This is a genomic window from Flavobacterium antarcticum DSM 19726 (genome assembly GCF_000419685.1).
In the GTDB taxonomy this organism is placed as follows: domain Bacteria; phylum Bacteroidota; class Bacteroidia; order Flavobacteriales; family Flavobacteriaceae; genus Flavobacterium; species Flavobacterium antarcticum.
In genome coordinates this window covers 99,714-118,281 of the sequence record NZ_ATTM01000001.1, presented here as the reverse complement: position 1 = coordinate 118,281, position 18,568 = coordinate 99,714, and the positions used below count along the sequence as shown (strand labels likewise).

Here is an 18,568-nt window from a genome sequence, read left to right as displayed (position 1 = left end):
TTCGAATAATGGATATATCTTTCTTATTAATTATACTTTTAGTTGGCGCTTTAGTTACCTTTTTAGCGGGAGACAAAATGGCTTCAAAAGTCGCTTTGTTCTTCGGATTGGTTTCTTTAGGGTTTACACTTTACTTATTAAGCCTTTTTAATGCAGGACAAAATCTTGACGTTACGATGGCTTGGATTACAAAACCTGTTATTTCTTTTTCATTAAAAGCAGACGGTTTAGCTTTTGCAATGTTGTTGTTAAACGGAATTTTGACACCAATCATTATTCTTTCCTCTTTTGGAAATGAAGTTAAAAATGCTAAAAATTTCTACGCTTTAATTCTATTCATGTCGTTTGCTATGGCAGGAACATTCTTGGCTTCAGATGGACTTTTATATTACATCTTCTGGGAATTGGCTTTGATTCCAATTTACTTTATCGCTTTAATTTGGGGTAACGGAGACGCAGAAGAACGCAAAAAAGCTGTTGTAAAATTCTTCATTTATACATTAGCAGGTTCATTGTTCATGTTAACAGCTTTCATTTATCTTTATGGTAAAGCGGGAAGTTTCCAACTTGAAGCTTTATATAATTTAGACCTTTCTGCAGACGAACAATTATGGATTTTCTTGGCATTCTTCTTTGCTTATGCAGTGAAAATTCCATTGATACCTTTCCATACTTGGCAAGCGAACGTATACCAAAAAGCACCAACTGTTGGAACCATGCTTTTATCAGGTATAATGTTAAAAATGGGATTGTACAGTGTAATTCGTTGGCAATTGCCAATCGCTCCAATGGCTGCGAAAGAATACATGAACATATTCATCGGATTAGGAATTGCAGGTGTTATTTACGGTTCAATTGTGGCTTTGCGCCAAAAAGACATCAAGAAATTATTGGCTTATTCTTCATTGGCACACGTTGGATTAATTGCAGCGGGAACGTATGCATTGAATCTTGATGGATTTCGTGGAGCAGTTTTGCAAATGATGGCACACGGGTTTGTAGTAGTAGGTTTATTCTTTGCTGCTGAAATCATCTACAGAAGATTAGACACAAGAATAATTTCGGAGATGGGTGGAATTAGAATTCAAGCACCGGCATTCGCGTCGATGTTCATGATTTTAGTTTTTGCTTCCATCTCACTTCCATCAACTTTCAACTTTATTGGAGAATTCACAGTATTGTACGGTTTGTTCCAAGTGGATATGTGGTTTGCAATCATTGGTGGAATGACTATTATTTTAGGCGCTTACTATATGTTGAAATTGTACCAACATTCTATGTTAGGTGAAACAAATACTAAAATTTTCAAAGACGTGACTTTTAGCGAAGGATTAGTATTGGTATCAATTATAGGTCTAATTATGTTTTTCGGATTCTATCCAAAACCATTGACTGATTTGATTACTCCTTCTTTAGAAACAATTTTATTACAAATAAATCGATAATCCTTAAATTCAAAAATGACAACATTAATAGCAATTACAGGTTTAGGGGTTTTATGCCTTATATTTGAAATTTTCAATTTAAGAAAAGGAATTATTCCCGTAACGATTATTGGTTTATTAGCCACTTTAGGTCTAACAATGTCGGAGTACGGAACGGAAGCTTCTTACTACAACAATATGATTGTGGTGAATAACTTTTCTGTAACTTTTTCAAGTTTATTCATCGTTTTGACCACATTTATTGTGGCGATGAGTCATAATTTTTACAGTAATCATCCTACAAAAATATCAGATTTTATTTCAATCAAACTTTTCATTTTAGCTGGAGCAATTGCAATGGTTTCATTTGGAAATTTAGCGATGTACTTCTTGGGAATCGAAATTTTATCTATCGGATTGTATGTGATGGCGGCGAGTGAACGATTGAGCATTCGAAGTAACGAAGCTGGAATGAAATACTTCTTAATGGGTGCTTTTGCCTCTGGAATTATCTTATTCGGAATCTGTTTGGTTTACGGAGCAATGGGAAGTTTTGATGTTGCAGAAATCGCTTCATTATCTCGTTCTGCTGAATTACCGGCTTGGTTTTTCATAGGTGTGATTATGATTGTGATTGGAATGTTGTTTAAAGTTGCAGCGGTTCCTTTCCACTTTTGGGCTCCTGATGTTTATGAAGGTTCGCCAACATTAACTACAGCAACGATGAGTACTTTAGTAAAAGTGGTAGCAATGGCAACTCTTTTCAAATTACTTGTAGTCTTAAATGCAGAAATGTCTTACGCGTTCCAAATGATAATTGTAGTATTATCAATTGCTTCAATGACTGTTGGAAATATCATGGCATTACGCCAAGTTAACGTAAAACGTATGTTGGCTTTCTCTGGAATTTCACATGCTGGATTTATGTTAATGACGTTGCTATCATTAAGCACTGCAGCAGGAACTTTATTATATTACGCTACTGCTTATTCATTAGCTGGAATTGCAGCTTTTGCCGTAATCCTTTACGTTTGTGGTAAAAATGAGAACGAAGATATTGTAAACTTCCACGGTTTAGGAAAAACTAATCCTGTTCTTGCGGCAGTATTAACTGGAGCTTTACTTTCTATGGGTGGAATTCCAATATTCTCTGGATTCTTTGCTAAATTATTTTTATTCAGCGATACTATTTCAGCAGGTTACTTATTCTTGGTAATCATTGCGGTAATCAACTCAATAATTAGTATTGGATATTACTTCAAATTGATTTTAGCGATGTACGGTAAAGAACCAAATGAAGAACGAACTGGAACCCCGGTTTTATATTATGCAGTTGCTGTAATTGCGATTTTATTGAATATTGCGATAGGTTTCTTTCCTTCTTTGATTATGGATTTGATGTAAGATTAAATTATATATAAAGTAAAAGCCATTCGAGAGAATGGCTTTTTTTATGGTTGTATATTTGAAATCGTAGAAGTTGTTTTACTCGCTAATTTTATTACTCTCGAAAAGGCGCCAAGACGCAAAGTGAAACAACGCAAGCTTTGCGTCTTTGCGAGACAAAATATTTTGAAATAGATTCCGAGAAACTTTCCTAGAAATTATTGCAACGCTTCCTTCAAAATTTCCAACGACCTCATCTTTGCTACCTCATCATAGAAATAATTCGTAACCATCAATTCGTCGATTTTAGTGTCTTCAATAAAACCACCTAAATTTTCATGCAACCTTTCTTTGTCGCCAATAAAAGTGCAAGCCAACATATTTTCCACCATCGCTCGGACTTCTGGAATCTGATAGGATTCACGTAATTCTCCAGCAGGTTGTAAAGGAACTCTCGCGTTAGTTACGATTCCTGTAAACATATTTATTAAACTTGTCGCGTTAAAATTTGCTTCGTCATTCGTTTCGCCACCGATAACATTCACACAAGCCATGACATGAGGTTTTACTAATTGTTTTGAAGGTCGGAAGTTGTTTCTGTAAATGGCAATCGCAGGTCGGAATTGAGCAGGTGCAAAATGAGCGGCAAAAGCATAAGGCAATCCCATTTGAGCAGCTAAATAAGCGCTGTCGGTACTTGAACCCAAAATCCAAAGTGGAATATCCAATCCTTCAGCAGGAAACGCCCGAACGGCAGCTGTACTGTTTTCAGAGTTGAAATAAGTTTGCAATTGTTTCACATCTGAAGGAAAAGACATCGAAACATCTTTTGCATTTCGGCGTAAAGCCATCGCTGTATTTTGATCTGTTCCAGGAGCGCGTCCTAAACCCAAATCTATTCTGTTGGGATAAAGTGTTTCTAATGTTCCAAATTGTTCCGCAATCACAAGCGGACTGTGATTAGGCAACATAATTCCGCCAGAACCCACACGAATACTTTTAGTTTTTCCCGCAACATGTCCAATTAAAACTGAAGTTGCAGCACTCGCGATGTTTGACATATTATGGTGTTCCGACATCCAAAAACGCTCGAAACCTAATTCTTCCGCTTTCTGTGCAAAACGAACTGTTTCTTCAATCGCTGTCGTTGCGTTTCCACCTTGTTTCACCACCACTAAATCTAATATCGAAAGAGGTATATTTTTCATTTTACAAAATTAATGAACAAAAGTGCGTTTGTGTCTTAAGAGATTGCTAAAGGTTTTTACAACAAAAAGAGCGATTTTACTAATAATAAAAACGATAAAAAATCCCGATTACAAAAACTGCAATCGGGATCAGGATTAACCGTTTAGATTTATAACTTTCTAATTTACTATGAACTTACGTGTTTGTTTTAAATTGGAATCTGTGGTGATTTCAATCAAGTAAACTCCAGAAGATAAATCGCTAACATTGATAGAAGATTGTTGTGAAGCATTACCAGAAACTGTTTTAATTGATTTTCCGATGATGTCGTAAATCGTTATGGTTTTCAACGTTTCCGACGAGTTTTGTAGTTGAATATTGACAAGTTCTTTAGCTGGATTTGGATAAACTACTAAATTATTCAAATTGAACGTACTGGAACTTAAATTCGGTCCAAAACTAGTTTGAAACGTATTAGTAATAAGGGCTGAATTAAAATCGAAATAGATTTGTGCCTTATTTTCGATAACATCACCAACTGCAAATCCAGGTTTAGTCTTGACCTTGAAAGTTAAATAGCCTTTACTTAAATCAGCACTTTCTAAATTACTAGGCAAATAAATGAAATCAAAATTCCAGTTCAATTGATTTCCTGTTCGTTCCATCGTGTAATTGTGACTTGCACTTACCATTCTCACACTTTCTTCATCTAATTGAGCATCTAATAGATCTTGTACACGAATGTTGTTAACACTTACCGTTGCATTGTTTTCGAAGTAAATGGTGTAAAATAAAAAATCATCTTGTGTAAAAGTATTGCTGTCCAATTTAGTTCCGTGGGCTTCTGTTTTATGAATAAAATTAACTTCGCTTACTACAGCTTGCGAAATTTGAAAAGAATTATTGCTTGAATTTGTATCTCCAGTCGATGACAATATGGAGATGTTGCTTGACAAAGTAGTATCTTCATTCGTCTGTCTTGCTGCAGAAAGATTCATTTGGATAATAAAAGAACGCGTTTCAAAAGGAGCTAGATTATTAAAATTATAGGTAAATCCTGTTGGCGTCACAACTACTCCGCTTTCAGTTGTAGAAATGGTTACCGACGCATCTTTAGCATAATTAATTACTCCCGAAGCAGCTATGTTTCCTACATTCTGATACACTACTTTATTAGCATAATTGGAACCAGCAACGGGCTGTCCAATTGGAATAATCGTAACCGATAAATCACTAAAACCTTGGATCTCTGTGATTGGGAAATATAAAGTTTGAGTGCCACTTCCTACAGGAACTGTTATATTTTCAAAAGAAGTTGCTCCAGAATAATAATTGGCAAATTCAGGTTGGATAGTGTACGAGACATCATAACTATCTAAAGGATTTGCACTGAAAATCGTATGTACGCCATTTGAAGAAGCAACTTCAACATTTTCGACACTATCGTTTAGTTGATATACAAATGATCCATTGGCAAAGGCAACTTCATCCGCGTCTTTCACACCATTAGTATTGGTGTCGATAAACGAAATTAATTCCAATCGATCCAAACATTGAGGCGTTCCAGAAGTAAAACTGCCTTCTTGAATAAATACCGCAGAATCATAAGTGGCATCAGCTCCATCAGCAATTACCATTTTTATATGATAGGGATTATTGGGGATGATACTCGCCGAAGCCGTCATTAACGCAGTTTGTCCGTTAAGATTTGTAGGCGAAAAAAGCCCCAAGCCTGGGCTTGCTGAATTGTCGAACGAATAACCAAAGAATTCTTGATTTGCAGATGCACAACTGCTATTGTCTTGATTATTTCTGATCGTCATGACGGATACTGGCGTGGTAGTTCCGGGAACAACACCAATGTTTTGGGTAATTCCAGTGTTTACATCGGTTAGTAAAAATGCAAATGCATCTGAAGAAATACATTGAAATTGACCAAATTCTTCAGAGGCAAATAGAAAATTGAAACTCATAAAATCATTTTGACTTGTAAAATCAAATTCCAATTTAGTCGTATTTTTAGTATCTATTTCTGTTCCAGTAGCGGACAAAATTGCCGCTTCTAAATCGCTGTCGCTGGTGTTTCTCCAAGGCAACGCATTTCCGTCACTTAATATCGTTAAATTTGTCCCTCCTACTTTTGACGCATCTCCGGTAGATAAAACCAATCCAGAGCTAATAGGGAATAGCGGATTGGTGTTTGTAAAATATCCGATTCCATTTACGGACCCAAAATTTGTTCCCGTACTTGATGTAATATTCGAAACGGCAATGCAAGGATTATTTATTAAAACATCGGAGACCAATTCCTGCGGCGTAAATTGAGTGGTATTGGCAACCAATGGAGGATCTTCATTTAAAATAAGTAAATTATAGTTGGCATTAGATGGAGCAGTTCCACCACTCCAAAAACGAATTTTGTAGGTTTGTCCCACAACTAAATTTTCAACGGTATTTACGCCCAATGTACTGCAAAAAACTTGAGTTAAATTAGCACAATTACCCGAGTACACCGAAAAGTTTAGCATAAATGGATAAATACTAGTCCAATTGAAATTAATGGAATGCCGCGTTTCAGTAGCTACAAATTCATACCAAACATCATCATCCGCTGCTGCTGCATTACATGTGTTTTCTTCACTAGATTGAGAACCGCCTTTTGCAGTGACTTGCGTTACATTCAAATTTGAGATGGTACTTGTAGGAACCAAAATAGCATTGGAACATTCGTCATTTATGGCTAATGCTATCGTTGTAACCGCAATTTTAAAACCGGCAAAATTATTACCACCTAAACTTTCGGTGTAAACTCTGATTTTATAGGTTTCGCCAATAGTTAACGTATTTAATGGAACTGAATTACTCGTTCCACATTTCTTTAGAAACATAGTTGCACAATCCGATCCTTGATAGATTGCAAGTTTTAAATTATTGGCTAAAGGACTAATATTAGACAGTGTCACCGTGTGAAACTTCGAGATTGCCACAAAACTAAACCACACATCATCATCAGCCAAACCACCGCACGTGTTTTCTAGCGCTGAATTTGTAGCGCCAAAGGTAGATGCATTAACAAAATAGTCCGTTTGATTTATCGCGTTCACTTGGAGCGGTATTGCATTGACACATTCGTCATTTGCAGGTTGCGGAACGGTAGTAATACATACTTTAACTACACCAGAAACGGGTGCCACGAAATTTTGCTTCGTCAATTTTATGGTGTATTCATTTCCAATTATCAAATCATTATGATAGCCCTGTAATACTCCCTGATAGGATTCACTTGGACTTTCTTCGCAAGCAGTTTCACTAGTAATAACACCATAGTTAGCTTCTAAAAATACCCCATCCAAATCTTCAAATTTTATAGCATGCGTTTTTGAAGTGGCCACAAATTTATACCACGTGGCATCATTCGGATGGTAATAAGGAGCTTCTCCAAAAAAACCAGCTTGTGTTATTCCTGTAGCAAATAAATCACAAGATGCTGTGGGATTTACGGGTACTTCGATGGCGTTTATACAAAGTCCATTTGGTACAATTTCATGCGTTCGTATGGAAAGATCAAAAATTGCCGAAACGTCTTCAAGTGCTGATTTTACTCTAATTATATAAGCATTTCCCACGGTGAAGTTATAATATACGTTTCCAAGATAAGTTGATCCTAATCCTTCAGCATAATATAGTAAATCTGAATTGGAGCACGTTGCATTTTCCTCAAAAAGTTCGTATTGAAATTCATTTGCTAAATTATCAAAATAAATCAAATGCTGTGTGGAAGTTGCTATGAAACGGTAATACAGATCTCGATCCGTGCTATCTGTAATTGATGGAGTCGCTCCTACTGTCGATCCTGACACAAAAAAGTTTTTCTGTAAATCGGGATTGGCAACAACTGTAATTGCATTTTCGCAGTTGTCATTTAAAGGCGCTTCAATAGTATTAATTTGAATTTTTAAAGTAGAGAGAGTTGGCGTATTATTGGTATTCTTCAAAAGTCGTAACGTATAGGTCGTTCCGACTGTAAGATTTTCTAAAACTCCTTCTGCATTACAGATTACAGGCGTTAAGCTACCGCAAGTATCACCCGTGAACAACGAGAAAACTTTATTGGTTTGATTATTATTTGCATCAAAAAAACGCACGATTTGAACTGAATTTAAAGCTGTAAAACTATACCAGGTGTCGATTTGACCATTATAACAATTTTCAATATATGGAGAAGCTGTCGCTCCTAAATCAGTAGTGTTTAAAAACAAATCGGTGGCTGTACCTTGATTAACGGGAATCGTTACCGCATTACTGCATTCATCATTTATCAGCGGATCCACGTTAAAAATAGCGAGATCGAAAGTAACCGTAGTAATTAGATTGGGATAGTAAACGCGTATTTTATAGTTTTGTCCGACCACTAAATTACTTATCACATTTTGTTCGCCATAAATACAACTAAAAGAGGGCGTAGTTCCACAATTATTCCCTGAAAACAATTGATAACTCAATGAAAGTGAGGGCTCAGAATAGACTACATTATAAAATTTGACAAACTGCATGGTTGAGGTAGCTACAAAACTGTACCAAACATCGACTTGATTTGGAACAGCACAGCCCCCTAGAATTGTTGAATAAGTAGCTCCGAGAGTTGTTCCAGAAACGGAAGAAACCAGTTCTAAAGTTGGATTTACTGGAACAGGAATAGCGTTAGAACATTGATCATTTACAGGAGGATCAACAAGTAGTGTATCCATTCCAAATGAATTTTTGCAAGTTGCATTCCCTACTTGAACACCAATAAATAAAAGCAAAATAGAAAAAAGTAATTGTTTTTTCATAAAATCCGAGGTTTTAAGTTGCCAAATATACAATGATTATCAGCTTAATAAACAATATTTGTAGGAATCCTTTGAAAAACAGGAGCACAAAAAAATCCCGATTACAAAAACTGCAATCGGGATCAGGATTATCCATTTAGATTTATAACTTTCTAATTTACTATGAACTTACGTGTTTGTTTTAAATTCGAATCTGTGTTAATTTCAATCATGTAAACTCCAGAAGATAAATCACTAACATCAATCGTGGATTGTTGTCCATTATTTGCAGTGATTACTTTAATGACCTTCCCAATGAAGTCGTAAATAACAATATTGTCAAGACGTTCAGACGTGTTCTGAAGCGATAAGTGAAGTAATGTACTCGAGGGATTTGGATACAATACAATATTGTTTTCACTAAATGTTTTTGTACTTAAAAATTCTTCAAACTTAGATTCAAACGTATTCGTCAAAATCACTGGATTGGCATCGAAGTAAATTTCAGCAGTATTTGGAATAATATCGTTCACTGCAAATCCAGGATTTACTTTTACTTTGAATGTTAAATAACCGTTGCTTAATTCTGCATCGTCACTTTCACTTGGCAAATAAATATCAGCAAACCTCCAAATCAGTTGACTTCCTACTCGTTCCATGGAATAATCATGGCTAGCTGTTACCATACGAACACTTGCTGGATCAAGCTGTGAATCAAGTATATCTTCTACTCGCACATTCATCGCACTTGCCGTTCCAGTATTTTGAAAACGGATCGTATAAAATAAATAATCCTCTTGCGTAAAAGTAGCGATGTCTAATTTAGGACCATGCGCTTCCATTTTGTCATTCGGATCGTATGAAGCAACCACGGTTTGAGACATACTGAATGTATTATTATTTGTATTGATGTCATTTGCTGGAGCAGAAATGACTACGCTACTTGTCAACAGATCGTTAATATTCACCGTTGGAATAGCAGGTACATCCAGCGAAATCATAAAAGAACGTGTTTCAAACGGTTGTAAGTTGTTAAACTCATAAGTAAAACCAACTGGCGTTCCCATAACTCCAACATCGGAACTCGAAACGATAACTGCTGCATCTTTCGTATAAGTGATTGTACCGGAAGTTGGTGTAGTTCCTAAATTTTGATATATAATTTTGTTGTAATAACTGAATCCAGCAACAGGTTGCCCAATTGGACTTATAGAAACAGTCGCATCATCATACCCTTGAATTAGTGTGATGGGAAAATACAATGTTTGTGTTCCACTTCCTATGGGAATTGTAATATCTGAAAAATTTGTTATTCCAGCAGTAAAGTAAGCAGTGTATTCCGGCTGTACACTAAATGTAAAGTCATAACTGTTTGTAGGGTTTTCATCAAAAAGCGTGAATGCACCAATTGGCGAATCAATTTCGTGAATTTCAGGCGTATCGTTTAACTGATAATTAAAAGAACCATATGTAAAACTACTTTCTGAATCTTCCTTAATACCGTTGTTATTACTGTCTATAAATGTGATTAATTTTATTTTATCGTTACAAGTACCTGAACCAAAACTTCCTCCTTCTAAAAACACTGCCGAGTCATAAGCCGAGTCATAAGCATCTGCAATTACCATCTTAATATGGTAGGAGTTTCCAATAATAACGGGAGATGAAGCCTGCATAGGTACTGTTATTCCATTAAAGTTTATTGGAGCCGTGCTAATTCCTTCGGGATTGTTGTAGTAACTTCCAAAATATTCTACGTTTTGAGAAGGACAACTTGAATTATATTGTTGATCTCGAATATTTATAACAGATACAGGCTTATCAGTACCAGGAACTATTGCCAAATTCTTTGCAGGAGTTCCCGCTGTTAAATCGGTAAGAATAAAAGCAAATGCATCACCAAAACTGCATTGAAATGTCCCATATTCCTCAGAAGCAAACATAAAGTTGAAAGTCAGTTGATCCGTTAACGCTATAAAGTCAAATTCTAATTTGGTAGTATTGTACAAAGTGGCCGTTTGCGAAGGCGTTTGAGCCGCTAAAATAGCCGACAAATCAGCGTCTCCACCTGACAAACCATTATTACCACTCAACGTAGTATTGTTTGCTCCTGCAACGGCTGTGGCGCTTCCGGTAACTAGTACAATTCCATGTTCAAAAGGAAAATCAGATTGTCCCTTACTAAAATAGCCAATACCATTATTAATTCCGGTACCTGTTGACGAAGTAATATTTGCAACCGTAGTGCAAGAACCATTAATTAACACTTCATTTACCAAATCGGATACAGTATATTGGGTCGTATCTACACTTATTGAAGTCGTACTTGTTGTAATGCACAAATCAAATTGAATAGTTTGCGGTTCTAAAGCTGCAGACCAAACTCTGATCATGTATGTATTCCCGGGAACCAAATTATTAACTACATTACTATTAATGGAGTAGCAAGAAATCAAGGATAAATTACCGCAAGTGTTCCCTGAATATAAACTACTTACCAATACTGTTGAAGTTCCCACAATATTTTGAAATTTAAGGCTATGGGTAGAAGCTGTGGCTACAAAAGTAAACCAAACGTCGTCGTCTCCACCACTACTACAAGTGTTTAGAACCGGTGATGCAGTTGCTCCAGCAAGTGTTCCCGATGTAACTTGCAAACATTCTGCATCTAAATTTACAACAGCTTGAATAGCATTGACGCACTCATCATTGGGTGGCGGTGTGGTAAAAATTGAATCGAAATTTGATACTATATTGGTTTTTGCATGTGCGAAAGTAAGGCCAACACCGAAAAACAACAGGATGTAGAGTAAAGATTTCTTCATAAGATTTGGGTTTAATTATCCCAAATATACAATGATTCTCAATTACTTACTATAATTTCATAAAATTTAATCTAAAATATTCCATTAGCTACAATAAACCCACTTGTCCATGCATTCTGAAAATTGAATCCACCGGTAATTGCATCGATGTTTACAATTTCTCCTGCAAAATATAAATTAGGATGTAATTTACTTTGCATGGTTTTGAAGTTTACTTCTTTCAAATCAATTCCACCAGCGGTTACAAATTCGTCTTTGTAAGTGCTTTTTCCACTAACCTGATAAGTTCCTTCGGTTAATTGTTCCGCCAAATTATGAATGTGTTTATTCGAAAGATCGGCCCATTTGAGGTCTTCGCCAATTTCGGCTGCAATCACTAATTTCTCCCACAGACGGTTTGGAAAATCAAAAGGAGATTTCTTGGAAATAATTTTTTTACTATGTTCTTGCTTTAATGATTTCAATAGTAGTTCGGCTTCTGCCAAATCAGTATCGTTCAACCAATTTACAGAAATCGCAAACTGGTATTTTTTCTCGGCTAAAATTCGAGCACCCCAAGCGGATAATTTCAAAATTCCAGGACCGCTCATTCCCCAATGGGTGATTAACAAAGGCCCGGTAGCTTCTAATTTTGTATTTTTAACTTTCACCGTTGCCAACGCTGAAACACCAGGCAAATCCTTGATTCGTTTGTCCGTAATATTAAAGGTGAAAAGCGATGGAACAGGGGCAACTACCGAATGTCCTAAACTTTCTAGCATTTCCCACATTTTAGGATTACTTCCCGTAGACAAAACTAATTTGGTAGCCGTAAATTTATCGTGTTGCGTATCAATTTTCCAAAAGTCTTCTTCCACTTTTTCAAAGTGATAAAGTGATTGTACACTTTGACTCGTTAAAATTTTAATTCCCGCTTTTGCGGAAGCATTCATAAAACAATCAATGATGGTTTGCGAAGAATTGGAGACCGGAAACATTCTTCCGTCTTCTTCAATTTTCAATTCAACACCGTGCTTTTCAAACCATTCAATCGTATCTCCAGAGCAGAATTGATTAAACGGACCTTTCAATTCTTTCTCGCCTCTTGGATAAAACTTCACCAATTCGTTGGGTTCAAAACAAGCATGCGTTACATTGCATCTTCCACCACCAGAAATCCTGACTTTAGTCAAGACTTCTTTACCGCGTTCTAAAATCGCAATTTTTAAACTTGGGATTTTCTCAGCGATATTGATTGCCGTAAAAAATCCTGCCGCTCCACCTCCTACACAAATTACATCAAAATGTTGACTCATATTCGATCTGAAAAATCAGTTATTATTCCGTTGATACCAAATTCTTTTACGCGTTGAATATCCTCGAATTCATTAACGGTCCAAGTATAAATTTGGTAACCTTTTTGGAGTGCCAAAGCTACATTTTCTGTCGTTAATAAACTAAAATGCGGATGAATTGCTGTTGCAGAAAATTCTTCTGCCCATTCTAATGCTTGCTCAACACTGGCTTGCGTCAGAATTCCAAGCGGAATTTTAGCATTATAATTAGCCACACTTTCCAATTCGTCTCTTTGAAAACTCGAGACGATAAAATTGCTGTAGGCAAACCCATCTTCTTGCACATTTTTTTCGATGCAATCGCAGACTAATTTTGCCGTATGTGTTCCTTTTAATTCAATATTGAGGAAGTGTTTTTTATTAAAAAGCAGTAAAACCTCCTCTAATGTTGGAATTTCAATTGAACCGTTGATCCGTAATTTCTTCAATTCGGACAAAGTTAAATCCGAAACCGCTCCTGTTCCATTTGTCGTTCGGTCAACAGTAAAATCATGAATGACGATCAGTTCACCGGATTTGCAAACGTGAACGTCAAACTCTACTCCATCTGCATTTAGATCCAAAGCTGTCTGGAAGGAAATCAATGTGTTTTCCGGTTCAAAACCTTTGGCACCGCGGTGTCCGATATTGAGCATTTTATTCATAAGCGCGATTTAGCTGGTAAATATTGTTCAGGATCTTTCGTGTCCACTATAATTGTATGAGCCCACATATCTCCAATTCGCTGGCGTTTGTCCGAATTCTTAATTGCAATTATGGCCGGTATTCCGTAAAATAAAATATCAAGTGGATCCAGCAAGTGTCTTTTCAGAGCATGTCCAAAGCTAATTTTCATTCGCCCCGTTGTTACTACTTTTAAATCAAAGCAATGATGACCAAGCGTTGCACCATTTAACGCTTCAATAACTACAAAATAAAGAAACCACGCAAGAGAAAGTGGCGTAGCCAGAATACCACTTACTGTCTTTCCACCTTCAGAATTATCGCTCCCGAAAATGAGTATGTAAATACTGAAGAACATGAAATAAATACCATAATCAATTAATGTAGCAAAAATTCGTTTTGTCAAATTCGACTTATATATTAAAATCATTTAAAAGTGTGTTTGAAGATAATTATTGAAATGTACTTCCATTATTTAGTCCTAAACTTGAATATAAAAAAAACTTCATAGATCAGTAATTAAATACACGTGGTTTGCTGAAAAATACTGACCTTTTGTTCTCAGAAAAGTAGCTGTAAAAGTATATAAAACTTGCAAATACTCCCATTAAATGTAACACAATAACCATTTTAAAAACGGACTTAATTTGTCAAATTCAAAAACGAAGGGTTTAAAATTCCCTCCTCTTTAAAAAACCCGAGCGAAACCAAAATAGAAATTAGAAACTTTTATAGCCCCGATTGAAGGGAATCTCGTATTTTAGGAACGAGATGGACGGAAAGCGGGAAAAAGAAAACCTGAAATTCACGAACGATTCGCTCCAAAAAAAAAACACAAACCGAATTGATTTGTGTTTTGAAATTTTGTTAGGGAACTAAAATATAATATTCCCAAGGTTTGAAATTATGCTTTTGTCCTTTTGTGAAAGTGACTTTTTGATTGGTCAAATAATTGGTAAACGTTCCTTCGAGTGGAAGTGTGAATGCCGTGTTTTCCTTTGATAAATTACCAATATAAACAACTTTATCTTTTTTATGCTCTCGACTAAAAGCCATAATCATCTTGTCATTTGAAGTCTGAATTCTGCTGAACGTTGCAGGTTGTTTCGCACCATTCAATGCTGTATTGCTGTTTTTTAAAGTTCCCAACTTTTCATAAAGTGCAAACATTTTTCCTTTGGCTTTCGGAATCGAATCTTTCTCAAAAAACTTTAACCTGCGTTTTAGTTCGTATTCTTGGCCGGTATAAATCAAAGGCATACCTGGCATTGTGTAGGTTAAAGCAGTAAAAGCTTCCACGCCATCGCCCATTCGTTCGTATTCCGTTCCGTTCCACGAATTCTCATCGTGATTAGAGGTAAAATTCATGAAATAAGCGGTTGGCTCGTATTCCGCTTTGATTTTAACAAAAAGCGAATCTAAACCTTCCACTGTTCTCTTTTCCTTCGCAATGTCATTCATCACGTGGTGTGCTTCCCAACCGTAACCCACATCAAACAGATTATTTTTGAGCAAATATTCCTTATTTGATTCCATTAACATGAAAAGTGGTTTGGCTTCACGCAATTTCGGGATGGCAAATTCCCAGAAGGATGTCGGCACATTATCCGCCACATCGCAACGAAATCCGTCAATATCTAAATCCTTCACCCAATACATCATTTCCTCTTTCATGACTTCGTGCAAATCCGGATTGCTGTAATCCAAATGTGCAACATCCGTCCAGCCCCAAGATTCTCCGGTTTCGGGATTTAATGGGTCGGTTACTTCGCCTGCTTTGTTTTTGTGGTAATATTCAGGATTTAATTTTATCCATTTATGGTCCCAACCCGTGTGATTCGCTACCCAGTCCAAAATAACATACATGCCGTTGTCGTGAGCGGTTTTTATCAAATCTTTGAAATCGCTTTTAGTACCTAAATCGGGATTTATTCCTCTATAGTCTGAAATCGAGTAATAACTTCCAAGATACTTTGCACGTTCTTTTTCGTCTTCAATATCAGTTACCAATCTGCCGTCCGTGGTTTTTCGGTTGGTCATTGAAATGGGTTGGATTGGCATAATCCAAATGATTTTTACGCCCAATTTCCTTAATTCAGGAATGTCTTTTGTGAATGCTTCAAAGGTTCCTTCAGGAGAATATTGACGAATATTTGCTTCGTAGATTACAGCGTTTTCTGCTGATGCATCTGTGAAAATTGCTAGTTTCTCGGGAGATTTATCGGTTTCATTGTTGTTTTTGCAACTGATAAAAGTGGCTAGAATCAGTGCTAGTAAGAATATTTTTTTCATTTATTTGTTTTTTTTTTGTCTCGCAAAGACGCGAAGACGCAAAGGGTGATAGGTTAAAAATTATATATATTATCGCGTTAGTGTTTAAGTCGCAAAGCATGATTTAAAGATTATTGACTACTCTTTTGATTCCGTCTTTTATGTATGATTCGTTGAAATTAATTAACAGCGCTAGTTTTATATCTGTTATTTTTAAGTAGGTTAAAACTTGTTTTGGATGAACGTTGGTAAGTTCAGCAACTGATTTGATTTCGATTAAAACTTTATCTTCTACAACTAAATCCGCTCTAAAACCAATTTCCAAAATAATTTCATCCCAATGAACTGGAAGTGCTTTCTGCTTTTCAACTCTCAATCCTAATTTATTTAATTCGTAGTACAAGATTGCTTCGTAAACACTTTCTAAAAGTCCAGGTCCAAGTTTTGTGTGGATTTTGTAACAAATATCTACAATGATTTTTGATAGTTCGTTTTCTGTCATGGTTTGTAATTTAGATTGATTGATTGATTTAAATTTTTATCTCGCAAAGCCGCCAAGACGCAAAGCAAAATAGTTATAAATTTACTAAATATATTGATGTAGCTAACCTCCAATATTTTATCTTTCTAAACACTAAGTTTTAGAATTTGCCTACTATTAATCAAGAAACCAAACAAGCTTACATTTTAAACTCCAAAACTTTGCGTCTCTGCGTCTTTGCGAGACCCATTTTTTAAATCATTCCAAAAAACTACCTCAACTCCAAAATCAAAACCGATTTCCCTTCCAAAGAAACTTCCTCTTTCAAATCAACTACCTTCCCAGAAATAATATCTTTCCCAGAACTAAAGCTTTTAATATTCTCCTGAAAACGATTCATTTTTATAGTCTTCGTTTCTGCAGAATTATTAATCACAACCATCACCGTTTCTTTATCGTCGTGGCGAAAATAAACATATACGTTATTCTCGGGAATGTAATGCGTCATTTTTCCAAAGTGCACCACCGATTTATTTTTTCTCCATTGAAATAATTTCGCAGTAAAATCAAAGAATTTACTTTGCTCAGCAGTCCGTCCTGATTTTGCGAAAGCATTGTTTTTATCACCTTCCCAACCACCGGGAAAATCTTGTCGAATATCCGCATCACCTTTTCCTTTATCACCAGCCATTCCAATTTCAGAACCGTAATATAATTGCGGGATTCCACGAACGGTTGCCAAAATCGTTATTGCCATTTGGTACTTCTTGAAATCATTTTTATACATTTCGTTAAAACGTCCAGTATCGTGATTTTCGACGAAAGTCAATAAATTATTCGGATTTGCATACAGAAAATCATTCGTGAAATTGTTGTAAATCTTAATCATTCCGTCGTTCCAAGAAGCATTATCTTCGTTGAATACATTCCCAAAAGCATCGTGTAAAGTGAAATCCATCACACTTGGTACATTCGAATTATAACTCTGAATCGCACTAATCGGGCTGTCTTTTTGCCAATACGAAATTTGTGCTTTGTCGTGCATCCACACTTCGGCGACGATGTTGAAATATGGATATTCATTTGTAATTGCTTTAGTCCACTTGGCAATCGCAACTTTGTCATTATAAGAATAAGTATCGACTCTGAAACCATCCAAATCTGCATATTCAATCCACCAAATTGCATTTTGAGTAATGTAATTCAGTACCAACGGATTTGACTGATTTAAGTCGGGCATTGAAGGCACAAACCAACCGTCCATACAATATTTCGCATCAATTGCCGAAGCATTTGTGTCAAATTGCGTCTCCATTCTGTAATTCGATTGTGCAAAACCAGGGAATTGATGAAACCAATCGTAAGTGGGCAAATCCTTAAACATCCAATGTTCGGCACCCCAATGATTGGTCACGTAATCTTTGATCAATTTCATGCCTCTTTTCTTCATTTCGTAAGAAAGATGCACGTATTCTTCGTTGGTTCCGTAACGTGGATCAATTCTATAAACATCAGATTGACCGTAAGTATGGTACGAATATCCTTTGTCGTTGTCCTCGCAAAGTGGTGTGCTCCAAAGTGCTGTAACGCCCAATTCTTGCAAATAATCCAAGTGATTCACTATTCCTTGAATGTCGCCACCGTGTCTTCCGCCAGGCAAACTTCTATCCGCTTTTTCGTTTAACTCTGCATTGCTATCGTTCTTCGGATTTCCGTTTGAAAAACGATCCGGCATGATTAAATACATCATATCTGATGAATCAAAACTTTTTCGTTCCGCTGAATTTACTCTTCTCGCTTTCAACGCATATTTCTTTGTAAAGGCTACTTTATTTTTGTTTTTAAACGAAAAGGTAAATTCAGAAGCAGGAAGATTTTGAGTGTCAATTGTGATGAAAATGTAGTTGGGATTTTCGGTTTTAGTTACATTTTTGATTACCACATTATCCGAAACGGATGCTTGATATTGGCCAATGTTTTTTCCGTAGAACATGATTTGTAGTTCAGGATTGTGCATTCCGGCATACCAAAAAGGCGGTTCCATTCTTTCGATTTGTGCGAAAGAGGAAAAGGAGATAAGTAAAAATAGTATTATATTTTTCATGCTATTATCATTTTTTATTTCTCGCAAAGTCGCAGAGTCGCAAAGCTAAATACGTAAAAAGCTTTGCGTCTTCGCGCCTTT

General features: G+C 36.1%; 11 protein-coding genes. 2 read left to right on the top strand and 9 right to left on the bottom strand.

Annotated elements, in window-relative coordinates:
* Positions 1 to 8: 8 nt before the first annotated feature.
* Entirely contained in the window at positions 9 to 1,445 is a 1,437-nt protein-coding gene (locus tag YWA_RS0100515; RefSeq protein ID WP_022826536.1) for a complex I subunit 4 family protein, read from the top strand.
* A 15-nt stretch (positions 1,446 to 1,460) separates the two neighbouring features.
* Entirely contained in the window at positions 1,461 to 2,828 is a 1,368-nt protein-coding gene (locus YWA_RS0100510; RefSeq protein WP_022826535.1) for an NADH-quinone oxidoreductase subunit N, read from the top strand.
* Positions 2,829 to 3,028: 200 nt separating this feature from the next.
* Here the strand turns inward: YWA_RS0100510 and YWA_RS0100505 are convergent, their stop codons facing one another.
* From YWA_RS0100505 to YWA_RS0100460, 9 genes are all read right to left on the bottom strand, one after another.
* Positions 3,029 to 4,018: an LLM class flavin-dependent oxidoreductase gene (locus tag YWA_RS0100505; RefSeq protein ID WP_022826534.1), complete on the bottom strand. Its 990-nt coding sequence runs from the start codon at positions 4,016 to 4,018 to the stop codon at positions 3,029 to 3,031.
* Between the two features lie 159 nt (positions 4,019 to 4,177).
* On the bottom strand, positions 4,178 to 8,830 hold the full coding sequence (locus tag YWA_RS0100500; RefSeq protein ID WP_022826533.1) for a choice-of-anchor L domain-containing protein: 4,653 nt from the start codon (positions 8,828 to 8,830) through the stop codon (positions 4,178 to 4,180).
* Between the two features lie 152 nt (positions 8,831 to 8,982).
* Entirely contained in the window at positions 8,983 to 11,634 is a 2,652-nt protein-coding gene (locus tag YWA_RS15245) for a choice-of-anchor L domain-containing protein (protein WP_022826532.1), read from the bottom strand.
* A gap of 71 nt (positions 11,635 to 11,705) precedes the next feature.
* Positions 11,706 to 12,929, bottom strand: coding sequence for a BaiN/RdsA family NAD(P)/FAD-dependent oxidoreductase (locus YWA_RS0100490; protein ID WP_022826531.1), 1,224 nt, complete (start codon positions 12,927 to 12,929; stop codon positions 11,706 to 11,708).
* Positions 12,926 to 13,612 (bottom strand): glycerophosphodiester phosphodiesterase, encoded by a 687-nt coding sequence (locus YWA_RS0100485; RefSeq protein ID WP_022826530.1) that lies wholly within the window; start codon positions 13,610 to 13,612, stop codon positions 12,926 to 12,928. The genes YWA_RS0100490 and YWA_RS0100485 overlap by 4 nt, the downstream gene beginning before the upstream one ends.
* The gene (locus YWA_RS0100480; RefSeq protein WP_022826529.1) at positions 13,609 to 14,061 is read right to left on the bottom strand and encodes an RDD family protein; all 453 of its coding nucleotides are present in this window, start codon (positions 14,059 to 14,061) and stop codon (positions 13,609 to 13,611) included. Before YWA_RS0100480 ends, YWA_RS0100485 begins: the two co-directional genes overlap by 4 nt.
* Before the next feature lie 437 nt (positions 14,062 to 14,498).
* Positions 14,499 to 15,923: an alpha-amylase family glycosyl hydrolase gene (locus tag YWA_RS0100470; RefSeq protein ID WP_022826527.1), complete on the bottom strand. Its 1,425-nt coding sequence runs from the start codon at positions 15,921 to 15,923 to the stop codon at positions 14,499 to 14,501.
* Positions 15,924 to 16,026: 103 nt separating this feature from the next.
* Complete coding sequence (locus YWA_RS0100465; RefSeq protein ID WP_022826526.1) at positions 16,027 to 16,404, bottom strand: GxxExxY protein; 378 nt, start codon at positions 16,402 to 16,404, stop codon at positions 16,027 to 16,029.
* 250 nt (positions 16,405 to 16,654) lie between these two features.
* Entirely contained in the window at positions 16,655 to 18,487 is a 1,833-nt protein-coding gene (locus YWA_RS0100460; protein ID WP_022826525.1) for a glycoside hydrolase family 13 protein, read from the bottom strand.
* Positions 18,488 to 18,568 lie beyond the last annotated feature (81 nt).

Bases quoted from the DNA above. Each gene is read 5' to 3' on its own strand.
- YWA_RS0100465 (WP_022826526.1), bottom strand. From the start codon at position 16,404: ATGACAGAAAACGAACTATCAAAAATCATTGTAGATATTTGTTACAAA.
- YWA_RS0100470 (WP_022826527.1), bottom strand. From the start codon at position 15,923: ATGAAAAAAATATTCTTACTAGCACTGATTCTAGCCACTTTTATCAGT.
- YWA_RS0100485 (WP_022826530.1), bottom strand. From the start codon at position 13,612: ATGAATAAAATGCTCAATATCGGACACCGCGGTGCCAAAGGTTTTGAA.
- YWA_RS0100480 (WP_022826529.1), bottom strand. From the start codon at position 14,061: ATGATTTTAATATATAAGTCGAATTTGACAAAACGAATTTTTGCTACA.
- YWA_RS0100460 (WP_022826525.1), bottom strand. From the start codon at position 18,487: ATGAAAAATATAATACTATTTTTACTTATCTCCTTTTCCTCTTTCGCA.
- YWA_RS0100515 (WP_022826536.1), top strand. From the start codon at position 9: ATGGATATATCTTTCTTATTAATTATACTTTTAGTTGGCGCTTTAGTT.
- YWA_RS0100505 (WP_022826534.1), bottom strand. From the start codon at position 4,018: ATGAAAAATATACCTCTTTCGATATTAGATTTAGTGGTGGTGAAACAA.
- YWA_RS0100500 (WP_022826533.1), bottom strand. From the start codon at position 8,830: ATGAAAAAACAATTACTTTTTTCTATTTTGCTTTTATTTATTGGTGTT.
- YWA_RS0100510 (WP_022826535.1), top strand. From the start codon at position 1,461: ATGACAACATTAATAGCAATTACAGGTTTAGGGGTTTTATGCCTTATA.
- YWA_RS15245 (WP_022826532.1), bottom strand. From the start codon at position 11,634: ATGAAGAAATCTTTACTCTACATCCTGTTGTTTTTCGGTGTTGGCCTT.
- YWA_RS0100490 (WP_022826531.1), bottom strand. From the start codon at position 12,929: ATGAGTCAACATTTTGATGTAATTTGTGTAGGAGGTGGAGCGGCAGGA.